At 62.1% G+C, this 18,704-nt stretch carries 12 protein-coding genes; 10 read left to right on the forward strand and 2 right to left on the reverse strand.

The features are described 5' to 3' along the window. Positions 1–58 precede the first annotated feature (58 nt). The 4 genes from VHX65_11355 (at position 59) to VHX65_11370 (ending at position 5,594) form a co-directional block, all read left to right on the forward strand. Complete coding sequence (locus VHX65_11355) at positions 59–1,009, forward strand: sugar phosphate isomerase/epimerase family protein (GenBank protein ID HEX3999138.1); 951 nt, start codon at positions 59–61, stop codon at positions 1,007–1,009. Between the two features lie 230 nt (positions 1,010–1,239). Then, positions 1,240–2,538 carry an MFS transporter gene (locus tag VHX65_11360; GenBank protein HEX3999139.1) on the forward strand — a complete coding sequence of 433 codons (1,299 nt, stop codon included), beginning with the start codon at positions 1,240–1,242 and terminating at the stop codon, positions 2,536–2,538. 112 nt (positions 2,539–2,650) lie between these two features. Then, on the forward strand, positions 2,651–4,000 hold the full coding sequence (locus VHX65_11365; GenBank protein HEX3999140.1) for a mandelate racemase/muconate lactonizing enzyme family protein: 1,350 nt from the start codon (positions 2,651–2,653) through the stop codon (positions 3,998–4,000). Between the two features lie 16 nt (positions 4,001–4,016). Beyond that, positions 4,017–5,594, forward strand: coding sequence for an NPCBM/NEW2 domain-containing protein (locus tag VHX65_11370; GenBank protein HEX3999141.1), 1,578 nt, complete (start codon positions 4,017–4,019; stop codon positions 5,592–5,594). A 21-nt stretch (positions 5,595–5,615) separates the two neighbouring features. Here VHX65_11370 and VHX65_11375 read toward each other — a convergent pair whose 3' ends face one another. Further along, positions 5,616–7,004: a Gfo/Idh/MocA family oxidoreductase gene (locus VHX65_11375; GenBank protein HEX3999142.1), complete on the reverse strand. Its 1,389-nt coding sequence runs from the start codon at positions 7,002–7,004 to the stop codon at positions 5,616–5,618. A gap of 246 nt (positions 7,005–7,250) precedes the next feature. Here VHX65_11375 and VHX65_11380 point away from each other — a divergent pair, with 246 nt between their 5' ends. The 6 genes from VHX65_11380 to VHX65_11405 all read left to right on the forward strand — a co-directional run bounded on the left by VHX65_11380 (position 7,251) and on the right by VHX65_11405 (position 16,466). Continuing rightward, the gene (locus VHX65_11380; protein ID HEX3999143.1) at positions 7,251–8,678 is read left to right on the forward strand and encodes an LssY C-terminal domain-containing protein; all 1,428 of its coding nucleotides are present in this window, start codon (positions 7,251–7,253) and stop codon (positions 8,676–8,678) included. Positions 8,679–9,228: 550 nt separating this feature from the next. Continuing rightward, the gene (locus VHX65_11385; protein ID HEX3999144.1) at positions 9,229–12,294 is read left to right on the forward strand and encodes a hypothetical protein; all 3,066 of its coding nucleotides are present in this window, start codon (positions 9,229–9,231) and stop codon (positions 12,292–12,294) included. A gap of 173 nt (positions 12,295–12,467) precedes the next feature. Then, positions 12,468–13,025, forward strand: coding sequence for a GNAT family N-acetyltransferase (locus VHX65_11390; GenBank protein ID HEX3999145.1), 558 nt, complete (start codon positions 12,468–12,470; stop codon positions 13,023–13,025). A 133-nt stretch (positions 13,026–13,158) separates the two neighbouring features. Then, the gene (locus VHX65_11395) at positions 13,159–13,794 is read left to right on the forward strand and encodes a hypothetical protein (GenBank protein HEX3999146.1); all 636 of its coding nucleotides are present in this window, start codon (positions 13,159–13,161) and stop codon (positions 13,792–13,794) included. Positions 13,795–13,858: 64 nt separating this feature from the next. Continuing rightward, positions 13,859–15,088 carry a pitrilysin family protein gene (locus VHX65_11400; protein HEX3999147.1) on the forward strand — a complete coding sequence of 410 codons (1,230 nt, stop codon included), beginning with the start codon at positions 13,859–13,861 and terminating at the stop codon, positions 15,086–15,088. Between the two features lie 139 nt (positions 15,089–15,227). Further along, entirely contained in the window at positions 15,228–16,466 is a 1,239-nt protein-coding gene (locus VHX65_11405; protein ID HEX3999148.1) for a pitrilysin family protein, read from the forward strand. A gap of 147 nt (positions 16,467–16,613) precedes the next feature. Here VHX65_11405 and VHX65_11410 read toward each other — a convergent pair whose 3' ends face one another. Continuing rightward, entirely contained in the window at positions 16,614–18,596 is a 1,983-nt protein-coding gene (locus tag VHX65_11410) for a hypothetical protein (GenBank protein HEX3999149.1), read from the reverse strand. Positions 18,597–18,704: the final 108 nt, after the last annotated feature.

Below are 18,704 nucleotides of genomic sequence, written 5' to 3' on the forward strand. Positions count from 1 at the left end.
GTTACAATCGAACCAGAATGGTTGAACAACGAGAAATTCCTTGCGAGATGCGCGACGAATGACACTGGAATTAACACGGCGCGATTTTCTGCGCGTTGCCGGAGGTGCCGCGGCGGCAATTTCCGTCGGCCGGTCCGGCGCAGCCGTTGCCGCGCAATCGGAGGCGCTGCGAGCCCATCCGCTGCCGCCGCTGGCGGTGTTCGGCAAAGTTTATCAAGAACTGAAACTGGACTTCGAGCCATCGGCTCGCGTCACGGCCGCGGCCGGGCTCGACGGCGTCGATTGCGCCGTGCGGAAAAAAGGTGAAATCGTTCCCGAGCGCGCCGCTGAGGATATGCCGCGCTACGCCGCGGCGCTCGGCAAGCATGGCCTGCGGATGCTGCTGATGACGACCGACATCCTCGGCGCCCATTCGCCCTATGCGGAGGAGATTCTCGCCGCGGGCCATAAACTCGGCATCCGCTATTATCGGCTCGGCTATTGGTCGCATCGGCCAGAGCAGCCGGCGCGAACGCTTGTGGCAGAAATTCAGGCGAGCTTGAAAGACTTGGCGGCGATAAATCGGCAAACCGGTATGGGCGCTTTGTTTCAAAACCATTCCTCGCCCGGCAGTCGGCTGAATGCTCCTGCCGGCGGCGATTTGGACGAGCTGTACGACATCGTCAAGGATTTCGATCCGAGCCAGATTGCCGTCGCTTTCGATCTGGGACATGCGATCATCACGCATGGCGACGGGTGGCGCGAGCGATTCGAAAGGCTCAAGAACCACATTCGCGTCGTGTACGTCAAGGACGTGCGCCGCCCGGCGAAGTTCGTGCCGTTCGGCGATGGCGAGTTTTCGCACACCGATTTCTTTGCGTTGCTAAAGAAGATCGACTACGATGCGCCGATGTCGATCCACATCGAATACGATTGGGCGCCGGACGGCAAAAAAACCGAAGCGGCGATGATCGAAACCCTCCAGCGCAGTCGCCGCGCCGTCGCCGATTGGTGGCAACATGCAACGTAGCAGGCACTCCGTGTGTCGCCCGCGCGCCGAATTCGCGCTGCACGCCGATGAATTGCTTCGCCGTCCGCCCCCGCCATCCTCGCTAACGCTTCGGGCTAGTGTGCTAAACCGAAGTGTGAACGAGGGAAGCACTAGCCCGAAGTGTTAGCGAGGAACACACTAGCCCGAAGCGTTAGGGAGGGACGACCTCAGCGCGAGCGTATTTTTCGTGCCGACCCGAATGGAACCTCATGCCGCCGCCCGTCGAGCCAACTGCCGTCGAAATTGCACCGCCGCTTGTTAGGCGGCAAGGGCTCTCCGTCGCCCAATGGCTTGTCTTAATCACGGCCATCCTGGGCTGGATGTTCGACGGTGTCGAGATGGGACTCTTTTCGGGCGTTGCCCGGCCGGCCTTGCAAGATCTGCTCGGCCGCTCGGTCGCGGAGGCCGACATCGGGCAATGGATTTCGTATCTCATGGCCGCTTTCTTGCTGGGCGCGGCCTGCGGCGGATTGCTGTTCGGTTGGCTTGGCGACCGGATCGGGCGTGTGCGCGCGATGGCGTTGAGCATCATCGGCTATTCGGTATTTACCGGAGCGGCCTATTTCGCCACGGCGCCGGTGCAACTTGGCGTGCTGCGGTTTCTGGCGGCGCTGGGGATGGGGGGCGAATGGGCGTTGGGCGTGGCGCTGGTGATCGAATGTTGGCCCGACCGGTTGCGGCCGCTGTTGGCCGGCGTGATCGGCGCCGCGGGAAATCTGGGCTACTTCATCATCGGCATGCTGCTCAAGACGTTTCCGGTAACGCCCGAGCATTGGCGCTGGACGATGCTGGCCTGCACGGCGCCGGCCCTGTTGGCGCTTTTGATTCTGGCGTTTATTCCCGAATCGCCGCGGTGGCGGCAAGCCGTGCGGCTCTCCAAAACGCATCCGCTGCGCGAGATTTTCACCACGCGGCTAATTCGGTCCACGCTATTGGCAATCGGATTGGCGTCGGTCGCGCTGATCGGAACCTGGGGCTGCGTGCAGGCGTTTCTTCCCTCGTGGGCCGATCAAATCGCGAATCAAGCGACTCCGCCCGATCCGTTTGCCAAAGGGTCGACGCTCGTGGCGATTTCGATCGGGGCCATCTTGGGAAGTTTTTTGGGACCGCTGCTGGGCGGGAAGTTCGGCCGGCGGATCGTTTATTTCAGTCTGTGCCTCGCGTCGCTCGTGATTTGCCAATTCGTGTTTCGCGGATTGAGCCGCTACGACGACCTGTTTCTGCTGGCTGCGGGCGTGGCGGGATTTTTCACCGCTTCATTCTACGGTTGGCTGCCACTCTACTTGCCGGAGTTGTTTCCCACCCGCGTGCGCGCGACCGGCCAAGGATTGAGCTACAACTTCGGCCGAATTTTCGCCGCCTGCGCCGTGCTCGAAACCGGCCGCTTGATGAGCCTATTTCACGACAGTTACCCCCGCGCCTGCACCACGATCAGCATGGTCTACGTCGTCGGCATGGTGCTGATCTGGTTCTGCCCGGAGACCAAAGGAAAACCGTTGCCGGAATAGGCGGTGAGGCTTGAGGCTGTGAGGCTTTGAGGCGGACGCGAAGCGTCTGCTGTGCCTTCGTCCTCAAAGTCTCAAAGCCTCGCAGCCTCACAGCCTCACAGCCTTTCCCCCCATGCGCCCAACCGACATCCGCCTCTGCAACGTTTCGTCGAGCACGCAGTATTTCAAATACCGCGCGCCGATGAAATTCGGCGGCCGCGAGGTGACGGACGTCGTCGTGCTCGATGTCGCGGTGACGGTCGAGACGCGCGATGGTCGGCGCGGGCGAGGCTGCGGGTCGATGACGATGGGCAATAGCTGGGCCTGGCCGACGCGCAATATCGCGCCCGAGCAAACGCTGGCCGCGATGGTCGATCTCGGCCGCCGCATGGTGAGCATGGCCGGGGAATATCGTGGCATCGACCATCCGCTGGCAATCGTCGCTGATCTAGACGACTCGCTCCAGTCGGAAGCCGATGCCGTCGTTCGGGCGGCTGCCCTCAGCGAAGCGATGCCGCGGCTGGCGCAACTCGTGGCGGCCAGCCCGTTGGATGCGGCCATTCATGATGCATTCGGCAAGGCGCTCGGGCAGAACTCGTACAACTTGCTGGGCCCCGAGTTTGTATCCAGCGATCTCGCCAACTATCTGACGCCTGAATTTGCCGGCGAATTTCTCGATCGCTACACATTGCGCCGCCCGAAGCCGCGGATGCCACTTTATCACTTGGTTGGAGCGCTCGACCCGCTGACCGATGCCGACATCGCCGCGCGCATCAATGACGGCCTGCCGGAAACGCTTCCCGAGTGGATTGCCGCCGACGGGCTGACGCATCTGAAAATCAAGCTCAACGGCGACGATCTGGCGTGGGATGTGGATCGCATGCTGTCGATCGAGCGCGTCGCGGCCGAGGCGCAACAGATTCGCGGTTGCCGTGAATGGTGCTACTCGGCCGATTTCAACGAGCAATGCGCCAATGTCGAATATCTGCTCGATTTTTTGGCCCGCATCAAAGAGCGTTCGCCGCAAGCGCTGGCGCGGATTCAATATGTCGAGCAGCCGACGAAGCGCGATCTGCGGGCAAATTCCGGCAACCGCATGCATCGCGCCGCGGCCATCAAGCCGGTCGTGATCGACGAATCGCTGATCGACTTGGAAAGCCTGCTGCGGAGTCGGGAGCTCGGCTATTCGGGCGTTGCGCTCAAGGCCTGCAAAGGACACAGCGGAGCGCTGCTGATGGGCGCAGCGGCGCAAAAATATGGCATGTTTCTGTGCGTGCAGGATCTGACGTGCCCCGGCGCTTCGTTCCTGCATTCGGCGACGCTTTCGGCCCGAATCCCGGGCGTGGCCGCGATCGAAGGCAATGCGCGGCAATACTGCCCGGCCGGCAATCGCGGTTGGGCGGAGCGACTCCCCACGATGTTCAACATCACCGATGGCATGCTGGGAACCGACGTGCTCGACGGCCCCGGCCTGGGTTTTTGATACAGGAGTTCTCGCGATGAAGTTTTTGAGCGGTCTGGCTGCTGGAGCGATTTTTTGCTTTGGCGCGGTCGGCTTTAGCGCCCAGGAGCGGGGCTTCGAATTGCATCTGCGCAGCCGCGACGCCGGCGGCAGCAAGGTTTCGGAGACCGTCGAAAGACTCGATCCCGCGAAGACCGGGATCGTGATCGTCGACATGTGGAACTATCACCATTGCATGACGGCCGAGCAGCGCGTCGGAGCGATGGTGCCACGGATGAATCGAGCCCTTGAAGGGGCTCGGAAGTTCGGCATGAAAGTGATTTGGGCCCCGACCGATGTGGCCGATCTGTACGTCGGCACTCCGCAGCGCGAGCGGGCAATGGCCGTCGCCGAGCGGGCGTTGCCGAAAATCCGCTCGCTCCCCTGGTGTGGAACGTTGGCGGGCCAGTGTCTCTGTGGGCCGGGCTTCGCCTGTCCGACCGATTATGGCTGGGATGGAATGCACCCCGATCTGATCATCGCGCCGCAAGATTACATTGTCGGCCGCGATGCAGCCGGCATGTATTCCCTGTGCGAAAAGCTCGGCCTGACGCAGTTGATCTACATGGGCGTGCACACCAATTTTTGCGTGCTCGGCAAGGGACCGGCGATCAAGAATATGTACGACGCCGGGTTGCGATGTTTCATTGCCCGCGATCTGACCGACGCGCTGACGGAATATGATCCTGCAAAGGGATTCACTCCCGACACGGGGACGGCCCGAGTGGTGCGCGATCTGGAGCGCAGCGATATTCCGTCGATCAACATGGGCGAAGAAATGAAGCATGCCGGCGTTTGGGATGCGGCTTGGATCACCGAACCGGTGCGAATCACCCCATGGGGCACGGCCGCTCGACCGTATCAATTCCGGGATCGGCCGGTGACGGTGTCGCTTACGGCGCCGTGGCTCGAAGGGGCAGAAATTCATTACACGCTTGACGGTTCGGCGCCGACTGCCGCATCGCCGCGCTATGAGCACGCGATCTCGCTCAACGAAACGACGACGCTCCGCTGCGCTGCATTTCGCGGCGGCGCGTGCGCAAGCATTCCGACGAGCGGATTCTTTTGCAAACTGCCCTCGCAGCCGCCACAACCCGAGCTGGCGATCGCCAAGCTAAAGAGTCTGGAGCCGAAATCGGGCCCCAATCCGCTGAGCTGGCCGGTGCGGATCGGGCAGGCTCAGGACGGCGCCCGACTCAGCATCCGCGGCAGGGAATATTCAGCGGGGTGCAGCGGCCGAGCTCCGTCTGGAATCCGCTGGAAGTTGGAGCCGCGCTACGATCGGTTCGTGGCCTTGGCGGGGGTCGACGACGCCGTGTTCCGCATGCGCGACCACGCCTTTTTTCTCGGCCGCTATTGCAGCGTGGTATTTGAGGTATATATCGACGGCCAGCTTGCGGCGAAAAGCCCTGCGATGCGGCTATCGCAAGAACCCTGGCCGTTCGACGTTAAAATCCCGCCGGGAAGCACGGAGATTCACATCGTGGCGACGACACCCGGAACTCCGAATCCGTATTCGGTCGGCGACTGGGTCGATGCCGGATTCGTCCTCAAGCACTCCGCGGATAAAAAGTAGCGGTTCACCGCGCCCAACGATCTAGATCGTCCACGGCCCGCGCATTGGTCGCGTTAGCATCGCGTTGGCGTCGTCGTCGTTGGTGAAGCGTTCGGCCGCCGGGTCCCACTGGAAGACCTTCTGCTTGCCGAGCCGCACCGCGATATTGCCCAAATGGCAAACGCTGGCGCTGCGGTGGCCGATCTCGACGTGGGCCACGGGATCCTTTCGGCTGCGGACGCAATCCAAAAAATTCCGCACATGCGCGTCGACCGCGAATTGCTGCACATCTTTCGGCTCGACGTAGTCGGCTTTCAGCGCGGCGGGCTCGGTGAACAGTCCGGCGTAGCCGGTTTGCACCACTCCCTCCGTGCCTTCGAAGCGGGCGCCGACTTGCGATTTGTCGGTCTGGCAAACCACCTCGACGCCGTCGGCATACCGCAGGCGGAACTTGGTCTCGAGCGCCGTGTTGAACAGGCTTCCGGCCGGCAAGAATTTCGCTTCGATCAATTCCACTTCGGTCGGTCCGGTGTTGTCGGCGCCCAGAGCCCATTGGGCCATGTCGTTCGAATGAGCGCCGAAATTCGTCACCTGCCCGCCCGAATAATCGTAATTGAAGCGGAATCGATACAAGCAGCGATCCTGGTGAAAGGGAGCGTCGGGCGCCGGGCCAAGCCACGTCGCGTAGTCGAAGCCCTCGGGCACGGGCATCGGTTTCCACCCAGGGCCGGGCCCGATTTTGTTGTTGAACCCGACGAACGTGGTGATCCGCTTCAGCTTGCCGATCCGTCCGCTGCGCACCAGCTCGATGGCATGGATGGTGCGCGGATTCGAGCGTTCGTGGCTGCCGGTTTGCAGAACCCGTTTGTGCTGCCGGACCGCATCGACCATCGCCCGGCCTTGGGCGATGGTGAGCGACATCGGCTTCTCGCAATACACGTCTTTCCCCGCTTTGCAGGCCGCGATGCTCATCAGGGCATGCCAATGGTCGGGCACGACGACAGCCACGGCGTCGATGTCGTTGCGGGCCAGCACGTCGCGAAAGTCGGTGAGCATCGCGCAGCCGTCGAATTTGCCGGAGCGCGTTTGCTTGCCGTAAAAATCTTCGACCAATTTTCGGGCCGGCTCGCGGCCGAGAAACTGCTTTTCGTCGCGATAGCCAAAGCTCGCTCGATTCACGTCGCACACAGCCACGATCTGCGCCGAATCTTGATTCAACAGCGTCTTGAGGATTTCGAACCCACGATTGCCGGTGCCGATGACGCCGACGGCAATGCGATTGCTTGGAGCGGTCGCGCCGAAAACTCGCGATGGCACGACATAGGGAGCCGCTAGCGCGGCGGTTGCCGCAGCAGCAGCGCCGCCCGCCGCGGATTTAAGTATTTGCCGGCGATTGGGCCGCAGGCCGTGGGATTCTTTCTGGTAGCGCACGTCAGCATCTCCGGTCTTCTGTTCCTTCGCGGAAACTGTGGTGGCGTTGGGAACCAATTTCGGCGTTTACTGCCGCCCCCCTCGCTAACACTTCGGGCTAATGTCCAGCGACCACTAGCCCGAAGCCTAAAGCGAGGGAGCGTCGCAATACCGCGCTGATTTGTCGTGCAGCCTGTAAGGCACCTATTGTAACGCGGGCTCGCCGCGGTGTGGTGCATTCCGCGCCCGCTTGTTAGATTTTCTCCCATGTTCAAGCTCGAATTATTGCAGCGAATTTTTACGCTCGCCTACGACCCCGACGCGACGTTGTGCACGTTTATGGCTCGCGCGCAGATGCAAAGCGACGCCAGTGCCGACGTGACCGCCGCGGTGCTCGACGCCCGCGAAAGCTCACGACGGTTCGGAGTGCCGCTGGCCCGGCGGGGCATTCAGCCGGTGTTCCTGCGAATCACGAATCGCTCGGAGCGACCCTTGCGGCTCTACTTGCTGGCGATCAACCCGAATTATTTCACGCCGCTGGAAGCCGCCGCGGCCAATCATTTTTCGATCGTCAAACGGCTCACCGCTTTCGGATTGCTGGGATTCATCGTGCTGCCGGTGCTGGCGCTGTTCATTCCATTCAAGCTTTATGCCGCTTGGCGCGCGAACCGGCGAATGGATGCACTGTTTCAGGCGTCGGCATTTCGATTGCGGCCGATTCCGCCGGGCTCTGCCGTCGAAGGATTTGTGTTCACGCCGTTCGATGCCGGCACGAAAGTGTTGCGGATTTGCCTCCATTCCGCAGGCAATTCATTGGCCCATGCAATCGCCTCGGGCGCGCCGGCAACGGTCGCCGGAGGCTCGACTGCTCAAGTGCCGGCGGCCGCTTCTGCGGACTCAACGGCAACGATTGCCGACGACGCCGAGATCGGAGTGCCGACGGACCAGCTCATCAGCGATTTCACGTTCGCAATCACCGTGCCCGGGATCAAGGTCGACCACGTGCATCGGGATTTTGGCGAGATCTGTCCGGCCGATTCGATCGAGCCATGCGATGTGTCGACGTTGGCGGATCGGCTGCAAAAGATGCCACCGACGACGACCAATCATTTGGGCACGCGGCGCGGCGACCCGGTGAATCTGGTCGTGATCGGCGAATTCGAAACGATTCTGACCGCCTTCGCGCCGCGTTGGGACGAAAGCGAAACGATCACATTAGCGACATGTTGGAAGACGGCTTGCGCGTTTCTGTTGGGGTCGCAATATCGCTATTCGCCCGTCAGCCCGCTCTATTTATTCGGCCGCAGCCAGGATGTCGCCTTGCAGCGGATCCGGCACACGATCAATGATCGGCTCCATTTGCGGCTGTGGCTTTCGCCGCTGCGCTTCGAGGGCCTGCCGGTGTGGGTCGGGCAGATCAGCCGCGACATCGGCGTGCGGTTCACGCCCCGAACGTGGAACCTGACGACGCATCGGATCAATCCGGATGTCGACGAATCGCGCGACTACGTGGTGGAAGATTTGCTAGCGGCGGAGCATGTGCAAGCCGTGGCCTATGTTGAAGGCGTCGGGCCGTGCGAACCTGCCGCCCCGCGCAAGAATCTCTGCGGCGACGATTACTACACCGACGGCAAACGTGCCGTCGTCTTAATTTCAGAATCGCGAGCCAAACCGCGCGTCGTCTTGTGGGGATAGAATCGCTGCATTGAGGGCCAGTTTTTGTGTGGCACTGGCCAGCGCAGTCCTGCCAGTGCGCCCTGCCAGTTGACGTAAGGCTCGGACATGTGCGACGCGAGAATGCTTGGCAAACGGCGGCATTGGGCGGAGAGTTGCCGCGTCTTGCGACGCTCACACTGGCCGACTTCGCTGGCCAGTGGCACCCGGCTCAAGTTGGCATACGGTTCAAGTTGGCACCCGGCTCAAGTTGGCATACGGTTCAAGTTAGCATACGGTTCAAGTTGGAGTTGCGTGCTAGAACTGCGGCAAGTGGACTGCTTGCAACTAGTTTCACGGGGCTCGACGCCATAGGATGGTAGCGGCACAGCCAGGGGTTCAGTTTTTCGCGTTCTTCGACCCGGCACTTGCAGCGGTTGCAATGCAACGTCGGCTCGGCCGAAAAATAACTTCTCCACAGACCCTCTCCCCTCGCGGGAGAGGGCAGGGTGAGGGGTTCGGAGAGCGGAAGTTATTTTTCGGCCGAGCCTTATTCGTATCCCGGCGCGTCCCTATGGAGTGGAGATAGCCCATGCGCCGCAGTGGCAAGATCAAAAAGCTTGTGGGCTCTGCCGGTGCAATCTGGATCGCGCTGGCCATCATTGCGCTCGCGGCAATGCCAGCGGACGGGCAGATTCTCGGCGGTCGCGCCAGCGGCGGCCGGCTTGGCGCGCGATTGGCCGAGCGGCTTCGCCAGCCCAATGGCGAAACCATCGCCGTCGCGGGAACTCCGTTCGGCGTCGGCCGCCTGACAGTGCAATTGCCGCCCGACACGGCGGCGCCCAATGGCGGCTCGCTGCTGGATGGACCGCCGTTGACGTTGACCGAAGCGAACGGCCGCGTGTTCTATTCCGCGGCGGTCGACACGCCGGTGCGGTCCGCGATTCGCGAACTGCTCGCCCGGCCGCGGCCCGTAACCGTGTATTTTCTTTTCACCGGCGAAGAGCCGCTCGATCTGACGCTGTTCGGCCCGGCCGGTGTAGCCCAGCGGATGCAGGTCCAGCCGGATCCGCAATTGCGCCAGCAGCTTTTGGCTGAGTGGTGGAAACAATACACGACCGCCATCCGCCGTCCGAATCGCAGCGACGACTATCCGCATCTTGCCGATGCGTATCTGACTTCGATGCTCGCGAATCGATTGTCGCTGCCGCGCGTCGAATGGCCGCGCGGTTGGCTTGCCGAAAAACTCCCCGACCCAAACCAGTCGCTCGGCCTGGTGTTGGGCACCGAATCGGGGCGGCTTGCGGTCGAGCTCGACTCGATGCGCCCGCCGGACGAGACACTCGCTACCGAACCGCTCGAGCCGCTCCCGGAGCCGGTGTCGATCGAGGCGGCGCCGATGGCCGAGCTGATCGGCGACGTGCAAATCGAACCGCTCGCGATGCACGTGCCGGAGGAATGTCTGTATGTTCGCTTCGCGGGCTTCCCGAATTATCAATGGTTCCGCTCGACGCTCGACGAACGCGGAGGCGATCTGCGCAATCTGATTTCGCTTCGCGGCGTCGATTACGGTCTGAACGCACGGCTCGAACGGCAACTTTCGCTAAAAGAATCGGCACTGTCGCAACTGCTCGGTCCGACCGTGATTGCCGACATGGCGATCATCGGCGACGATCCGTTCCTGCGCGAAGGGGCCGCGATCGGAATGTTGTTTCAAGCCAGGGCAAACCTGCTGTTGGCCAACGATATCCGCAACAATCGCGCGCAAACGCTGGCCGCGAATCCCGACGCCAGGGAGACACATCTGGCGATTGCCGGCCACGATGTCTCGTTTCTTTCAACGCCTGACAATCGCGTGCGATCGTTCTATGCGGTGGACGGCGATTTTCATTTGGTGACCACGTCGCGACGAATCGTCGAACGGTTTTATGAAGCCGGCGCCGGTGAGCGGCCGCTGGGCAAGGCGAACGACTTTCGGCATGCCCGCGCCGATCGCAAGCCGAGCGAGTCGGATTCGGTCTTTGCGTATCTTTCCGAAGCATTTTTCCGCCAATTGGCCAGCCCGCATTATCAACTCGAAATGATGCGCCGGCTGCGTTCGGTGACCGATATTGAACTAGTGGAAATGGCCCGGTTGGCTGCGAAGAACGAACGCAAACCGGCCGCGACGATCCAGCAATTGATTTCCGGCGGGTATTTATCGCGGCGAATCGTTTCGCTGGCCCATCGGCCCGACGGCAGCCAATTGATTTTCCACGGCGATGGCATCGTGACCGATTCGGTTCGCGGCGCTCACGGCACATTCTTGCCGATTCCGGACACCGAAGTCCGGCAAGCGACCTCGGCCGAAGTGGTCGCGTATCGCCGGTTTGCAGACTTGGTTGCCAATGGAGCGACCGGCCCGATCGGACCGACGGAGGTTGCCGTTCAGCGAGCGCCGTTGCCCGAGGCGGGGCGCGAGCGAGTGACGCTCGATATCCGCATGATGCCGCTCGAGAAGAATGCCGATAAGTTCGTTCGGCCGGCGCTCGGCCCGGCCAGTCGGCAGCGCATCGCACCGCTGCCGGCCGACATCGTGGCTCTGGAGATTTCCACGAGCGGCAACGGGCTCTTAAAATCGCTATTTCCCGGTGGCGGCAGCGGGTCGCCCACGCACCTGTTTGCCGGCATTCTCGATGCCGAGGCGCCGGCTGGTGCAGCGATTCCTGGCATCGCGATACGCGGTGCTGCGGTGCCTGGTGCTGCGGCGACTGGCGCTGCGGTGCAAACTCCCGCGATCGCCGGAATTCCGCTGCAAGGAATCCTCGGCCAAGGATCGCCAGCCGGAGGTTTGCTCGGGCAAGTGCTGCCGGGGCTGAATGCGATCGAGGCGCTCCGATGGTACGTCGGTGGATGGCCGTCGCCGGGGCCGCTTGCGAATTTCGGCATCGGCGGCTCGAATGTTCAAATCGACGCCGCGGGATATGGCTACGGCGGCAACTTCTGGCAGCGACAGATCGCGACCGCCGCGGGCCCGATCACCGTTGCGTCGATGAAACGCGATGTCCTGGCGGAGGTCGCCGGAAGCCTGAATGTCGCCGAAGTCGAGCAACCGGCACAAATCTGGCTACATTCGGACGATGTCAGCGGTTCGAAGATCGCTGGGCTGGCCAACCAGATTCTCTATTTGCGAGCGCGTGGCGTGAGCCGCGGCAATGCGCGGTTCTTGCACCGGCTGACGACGCAACTCGGCGTCGATTCCAACGACGCGTTGAACACGGCCGAGCGGCTGTTGGATGCCCGACTGGTTTCGCCGATTGGCGGCCGGTATGAATTGCAAACCCATGCCGGCGAATTTCCCACTTGGACGACCGTCGGCCAATCCGAGGCAGGCGGCGGAGTTTTGCCCAGCGCGCCGCCCGATTTTCAGTCGCCGCCGCTCGATTGGTTCCGCGGCGTCGATCTCTACGGGGGGAGCAACGCAACCGGCCTTTGGGCCCACGCCGCGCTCGCGATGCAGCGACCGGGCACGGCAGCGGTGTCCAATCGGGCCATTCCAGCACAACCTTCACCAGCCGCGCCGCCTGCCGAGTCCGTCGTCGCGCCCAGGGCGAAACCGAAAGCCGAAATCGTGCCGCCACCGCCGATTCCGAGTCCCCCCGAACCCGGACCGAAATAGCAATTGTCCTGCCGAGCGAAGGAGCATGCTAAACAGTGACGGTAGAAAGGGTTTTAACCGGTACGGACCGCATCCGGCGATTGGGCTTTAGCAAAAAAGTTTGACCCCGCCGCCACGCACCGCTAGATTATGATTGTGTTATAAGCGGCGGTGATTTCCGCGAGGATCCTCCCATGGGCCTGACCTATTTCAAGCGGTTGCGAATGGAGATCGACCTGACCGGTCGATCGCTCGCAGCGGTTCGGCCTGCCGAGGGGTATCAGTTCGTCGCGTGGGACGAGTCACTGTTGGAGACCCACGCGGAAACGAAGTACCTCAGTTTTCGCAGCGAGATCGACGCCAATGTATTCCCCTGTTTGGGGGAATATCCAGGCTGTGTGCGGTTGATGCATGAAATTCGCCAGAAGCCGGGGTTCCTGCCCGAGGCGACGTGGCTGGTCGCCCGCCGCGGCTCGAATGGCGACGACGAATTTTGCGGCACGATCCAGGGCATCATCGATCGCAATGGAATGGGAGCCGTGCAGAATTTGGGCGTCGTGCCCGATCACCGCGGTCACGGGTTGGGCGAGGCTTTGATGATCCAGGCGCTCGACGGGTTTCAACAGGTCGGGCTGGAACGGGTGTTTTTGGAAGTCACTTGTCAAAACGAGGCTGCGATTCGCCTCTACCGCCGGCTGGGCTTTCACAAGGCCCGCACCATCTACAAAGTCGTCGAGGTTGCGTACTCGTAGAGCAACGGTTAGGCTCATTTCTTAACTCCGCCCAGGCGCGTTGGCATTTTGGCTTTGCCCCCAGCCCGGCCGTGGCCGCTCGCGGTGTGGCGCCTGCTGCCGCGCTCTTGTGGATTGGCAGTGAGCATGAAGGATGAGCGACGACGATATCAATCCCTACGCTTTTCTGACGAGCGACTCGGTGCCGCCGTCCCCCACGCACGAGGCGACCGGCGAAGCGTGGCGCGATGGCGATCTGCTCGTCTGCCGGCGCGTGAAGCCAATCGACGACACGGGCATGAATCGGCCCTCGCAGTCATCGGCGCGGCTGAAAGCTGCGAAGCTTCCCGACCGCTACGTGCGATGCAATGCTGCCGCGGACGGCAACTCGATTGCGCGGGTGCTGCATTGGCATCACCCAATGATCTATTCGTTTCTCTTGCTCACTCCCATCGTTTATCTCCGCGTCGCCCAGGTATGGGCCGAGCATGCGGCGGTGCGGATCGGATTATGCAAGCGGCACTCCACCTTCCACCAATTGCTGCCGGCTGCGGGCTTCGTCCTGATCGTTGGCGGTATCGTTGGACTCGTGGCTTGCGCCAAGGTTCCCCGACCCTGCATCCTGGCGTGGGCGATCGGGAGCGTCGTTGTGACATTTGTTGGCGGTTTGTTTGTTGCGTGGGCGGACCGCATCGTGGCAATCAAGCGACTCAACCGCAACTACGTTTGGCTAAAAGGGGCCGCGAAAGACTATCTCGACGAGCTACCCGAGTTTCCGGTCGAGGATTAGGTGGCGGAAACCGCATGGAATGCATTGATCTGGACCAAGTTCGCCCTGTTCCAACCGGATTATCGTGAAGCAAACGATTGAAACTCATGTGTTCGCCAACGGATTGGTGTTGGCCGCCGAGCCGATGGTCTCGCTGGAATCGGCAGCGTTCACGTTCCTGATTCCGTCGGGCTGCATCTACGATCCGCATCGGCGGAGCGGGCTGGCCGCGTTGTCGTGCGAAATGGCGCTTCGCGGGGCGGGAGAGCGCGATAGCCGGCGGTTGATCGAAGACTTGGAAAACCTCGGCGTGCAGCGCGGCGAATCGGTCGGCTCGGTGCACACCGGCTTTAGCGGGGCGACGCTGGCCAAGAATCTTCCGCCGGCGCTGGCCATCTATGCCGACATGCTTCGCCGGGCTCACCTGCCCGAAGAACAATTGGATGCCGGGCGGCAAGTGGTGATCCAAGAGCTGCGGGCGATCGAAGACGAGCCGAGCCACAAGGTGATGCTCGAGCTGAAGCGACGGCATTATCCCGATCCCTGGGGCCAGCCGAGCGAAGGGGATATGGAATCGCTCGAAGCGATCGCGATCGACGACGTCCGCCGGCACTACCGGCAGCTTTTTCGGCCGAACGGCACGATCATCGGCGTGGCCGGCAAAATCGATTGGCGACAGTTGGTCGACCAAGTCGGCGAGTTGCTTGGCGATTGGGAGCCGCAGGAAACGGCTGAGCCGCCCGAGGGGGCCCGGGGGCCGAAGCTCGACCAATTGCACCACGAATCGAACCAAACACAGATCGGCATCGCCTATCCTAGCGTGCCCTATCGGCACCCGGATTATTTCCAGGCGTCGGGGGCCGTCGGCGTGCTCAGCGGCGGGATGAGCTCGCGGCTGTTTACCGAAGTCCGGGAAAAACGCGGGCTGTGCTACACCGTCTATGCATCGTACCACACACATCGCGATCGCGCTTGCGTGCTCTGCTATGCCGGCACCACCGCTCCGCGGGCGCAGGAAACGCTCGATGTGACGCTCGGGCAATTGCGGCTCTTGGCCAAGGGCGTTCGGCCGGAAGAGCTCCAGCGGCTCAAGACGCGGGTGAAAAGCTCGCTGGTGATGCAGCAAGAATCGAGCTCCGCCCGTAGCGGGGCAATCGCCCGGGATTGGTATCACTTGGGTCGGGTGCGAACGCTCGACGAAGTGGGCCGATTGGTCGATGAGTTAACCGACAAGAGCATCAACCGCTATCTGGCGGAAAATCCGCCCGACGACTTCACGATTGTCACGCTCGGTTCGGAGCCGCTCAAGGTCTGAATACGAGAACCCGCGGCGGTTCGACGCGCGAAACCGCAAGCGATCTGCATGCCGGCGTTTGATATCCGTGCTCGCTTGCGGTTTCGCGCGTTGTAGAGCAGATCGACAAATTTAGTTTGCCCCCCGGAGCCAACCCTTCATGGAATTCCTCCAAGCGAAGCTCGCCAACGGTCTGGAAATCGTCGCCGAATGCAACAACGAAGCCCACACTTCGTCAGTCGGCTATTTCGTGCAGACCGGCGCTCGTGACGAAACCGACGATGTGTCGGGCGTAAGCCATTTCCTCGAACACATGATGTTCAAGGGAACCGCCAGCCGATCGGCCGACGACGTGAATCGCGAGTTCGATGAAATGGGCGCGCACTACAACGCCTTCACCAGCGAAGAAAGCACGGTCTACTACGCGGCCATGCTGCCCGAGTTTCAATCCCGCGCCGTTGAGCTCTTGGGCGACATTCTGCGCCCCGCGCTGCGAGAGGAAGATTTCACCACCGAAAAGCAGGTGATTCTCGAAGAGATCAAGATGTACGAGGATCAACCGCCGTTCGGGGCCGACGACAAATGCCGGGCGGCCCATTTCGCCGGCCATCCGCTGGGCAAGAGCGTGTTGGGCACCGTGGATAGCGTGGGCGCGCTGCCGGTCGAGAAGATGCGGCAATATTTCGCCCGCCGCTACAGTCCGCAAAACATCGTCTTGGCCGCCGCGGGGCGAATCGATTTCGACGCGCTGGTGGACGTGGCCGAACACGTTTGCGGCAATTGGGCCCGCATCGAGGTCCCGCGCGATGTGAAACCGGTCGCTTCGCGGTCCGGCTTTGAATTAATTCACAAGCCGACCGCGACACAGCAATACTTGCTGCAAATGTCGGACGGGCCGTCGGCGACCGACGCAGATCGCTTCGCCGCCAAATTGCTGACCACGATGCTGGGCGACGACTCCGGCAGCCGGCTCTATTGGGAGCTGATCGATCCCGGCCTGGCTGAAAGCTGTAGTCTGCACCATTTCGAGTTCGTCGGCGCCGGCGCGTTTCTTACCTACATGAGTTGCGATCCGGAAAATGCGGCGGAGAATCTCCGGGTCGTCGGAAAGGTTTATCAACAGGCCGAAGCCGAAGAATTCACCGCGGCCGAACTGGCACAGGCCAAGAGCAAGATTTCATCGCGGATCGTGCTGGGAAGCGAGCGGCCACGAAGCCGGCTGTTTTCGGTGGGCACGAATTGGACCCACCGCGGAGCTTATCGCAGCGTGACAGAGGATCTCGATTCGATCGACGCGGTAACGCTCGACAGCGTTGCGGCCGTGCTGGCAAAATACCCGCTCACACGCTGCACGTCGGTTGCCGTCGGGCCGTTGGCCGAACTAGCTCCTACGGAGTAATCCGTCGGTCACGGCTTCCAGACAGGCGGGGCGGCGATAAAGGAGGATCTATGGAACCGACCCGCCGACACCGCCTCCCAAATCGACGAACGCCATTCGCTGGCATGCGCTCCCCTTGATGAGGCAACCATCCGACTGCAATCGCGGTCACTTCGGCTTTGCGGCCTTGCTCGCCGTCGCTTCGGCGATCCGTTTTTCGGCTTTCGATTTCGCAAAGCCGCTGAGTTGTCCGAGCGCTCGGCGGTACCAGTACACGGCTCGATTGCGCATTCCTTTCACAAGCGGCGGATCGACGGCTTCGCGGTTGCTCTCGGCCAGGTTCCACCACGCATCGGCGAGCGCCATTTGCTCGGCCGACTGGGCTGCGCCGGCCATTTCGCGGCGGGCGATTGCGCTCAGGTCCGGATCGCTTCCGCGAACGAGATGCGGCAACCCGGAATCCCAGTCGTTGCGCTCCATGCAATAGAATCGTCCGATCAGCAGATGGGCCGCGGCGTCGTCGGATTGCCGGGCCAGGCGTTGCTGAGCGGCTTCGACTTCCATGGCTTCCTGTTGGATGCGGTGGGCGCGGGAATTCGCCTCGCGAGTCTTCTCTCGCAGCGAGACATCGCGCCCGATGGCGGCAAGCTCCGCGGCGGTCGAGGCTAGCCGCACGGCCGCGTCATAGCGTTCTTCCCTCAAGGCGCTGTCGACCTGGCCGTAAGCGAGATTCGCGATGCCGAGGCGCATGTCAGGCGACTTGGCCACGGCGGCAAGTTGGGCGAGCGTCTTGCTTTTCAATTCCCAACTGTCGACGTCGTAGTAGAAGCAGAGACCGTACACCAGTCCGGAGGCCAGCTTCACGTCGCAAATCTTGATCGCTTCTTCCAGGGCCTGCGACGCCATGACATAGCGCATCGTCGGATCGTCGGTTGTCTTGGTCGCCTCATCGCTCAATTTTATCACCAGCGCCTCGCGCCCTTCAATCGAGGTCGCTTTGGCAAACTCCTCTTTGTAGACCTTCTTGATTTCCCCGAGCGCCTTGTGCTGCGCGTCGGCGCTGGGCACGGGAAGCCGGGCGGCGGTCGGCTTCATTTCCTGCGGTTTATCCAGGGGCGATGAACTTTCGGACGGCGATGGCTGCGATGGTTGCGACGGCATCGATTCCGACACGTTCGAGAGCGATGGAAACGAGGTGTCGCCGCTGGGATCGCTTTGCGGCGTGAAGCCGACGGCCGGAACCGGTTTCAGCGATCCCGGATGCGGCTTTGCCTTGGAATTCGCGGACAGGGACGCTTCGGCCGGATGCTTGAGAGTGGGCTGGTTTTGACGAGTAACGACTTCGGCGTCGGATTCCTGCATCGCATCGCGCACGTTGTTGTAGAGGACTGCTCCGACGACGGCCGCGATGCCCAGCACCGGGCCGATGAAAAAAATCCGCGGCAGGCCCGGCTTTCGTCGCCTCAGTTGCGTTGCCGGCGCACTCGTTCGCGACAACGAATCGCCCAAGCCGAGCGGATCGTCTTCGTTCCACTCGGCCGTTTGGCCGGCCGGCGCTCGGACCGCGAGAGGCGCCACGGCCGCCTGGGCGGCGGGCGATTGTCCGGCGAAAGCCTGAGCGGCAACGACTTGCGCGGGACTGGGATCGGCATCGATTTCCAGACACGTATTGGGCCGATCGGTTTCCGCAACGAACGTGGCCGGCACCGGCTCGGGCTGAAACGCCGGAAACACGATCGGAGCCGGCGCGGCGGGCACGGGCGCAATCGGCGCCTGCACATCTCGCAGCAGTGGAGGAGCATCGAGAATCGGATCCGCAACGGCCGTCGCCGGTGCAACGATTTGCGGGGCCAAACGAGCCGCTTGATCGGCGAGGCTTGCGCGCAAGGCCGCATCGTAGGCGGCCTTTTTTTGCGGCTTGAGCAGGCAAATCCGTGCCGCCGCCAATTCGTTCAGCAGACGCTGGCTGGCTTCGACGTATTGGCCCCCTTGAAACGAACGGACATGGGCCATCCGTTGATCGGCCGCGGTTGCAACGACATCCGGATCGGATTCAAAAACGTTGAGCGCGAGCAACCGGTAATGGTTCGGCGGCTGCTCGGCGGGCGGGATCGCCAGCCATTTGTAGTAAGGATCGAATGTCGGAGGCATCGCGGCTTCCGCCCTCGGCCGGCAACGGCAACGGTCGAACAACTTCCCCTGAAATCTTCGTCAATTATGGGGCAGCGGCCGAGCGGCCGCAAGGCGATCATGGCGAGG

The organism is Pirellulales bacterium (assembly GCA_036267355.1).
Lineage (GTDB): Bacteria > Planctomycetota > Planctomycetia > Pirellulales > DATAWG01 > DATAWG01.

Excerpts from the sequence above, each read along its gene's own strand:
- VHX65_11380 (HEX3999143.1), top strand. The coding sequence starts at position 7,251 with ATGTTCAAGCTCGAATTATTGCAGCGAATTTTTACGCTCGCCTACGAC.
- VHX65_11355 (HEX3999138.1), top strand. The coding sequence starts at position 59 with ATGACACTGGAATTAACACGGCGCGATTTTCTGCGCGTTGCCGGAGGT.
- VHX65_11390 (HEX3999145.1), top strand. The coding sequence starts at position 12,468 with ATGGGCCTGACCTATTTCAAGCGGTTGCGAATGGAGATCGACCTGACC.
- VHX65_11360 (HEX3999139.1), top strand. The coding sequence starts at position 1,240 with ATGCCGCCGCCCGTCGAGCCAACTGCCGTCGAAATTGCACCGCCGCTT.
- VHX65_11370 (HEX3999141.1), top strand. The coding sequence starts at position 4,017 with ATGAAGTTTTTGAGCGGTCTGGCTGCTGGAGCGATTTTTTGCTTTGGC.
- VHX65_11410 (HEX3999149.1), bottom strand. The coding sequence starts at position 18,596 with ATGCCTCCGACATTCGATCCTTACTACAAATGGCTGGCGATCCCGCCC.
- VHX65_11405 (HEX3999148.1), top strand. The coding sequence starts at position 15,228 with ATGGAATTCCTCCAAGCGAAGCTCGCCAACGGTCTGGAAATCGTCGCC.
- VHX65_11365 (HEX3999140.1), top strand. The coding sequence starts at position 2,651 with ATGCGCCCAACCGACATCCGCCTCTGCAACGTTTCGTCGAGCACGCAG.
- VHX65_11385 (HEX3999144.1), top strand. The coding sequence starts at position 9,229 with ATGCGCCGCAGTGGCAAGATCAAAAAGCTTGTGGGCTCTGCCGGTGCA.
- VHX65_11395 (HEX3999146.1), top strand. The coding sequence starts at position 13,159 with ATGAGCGACGACGATATCAATCCCTACGCTTTTCTGACGAGCGACTCG.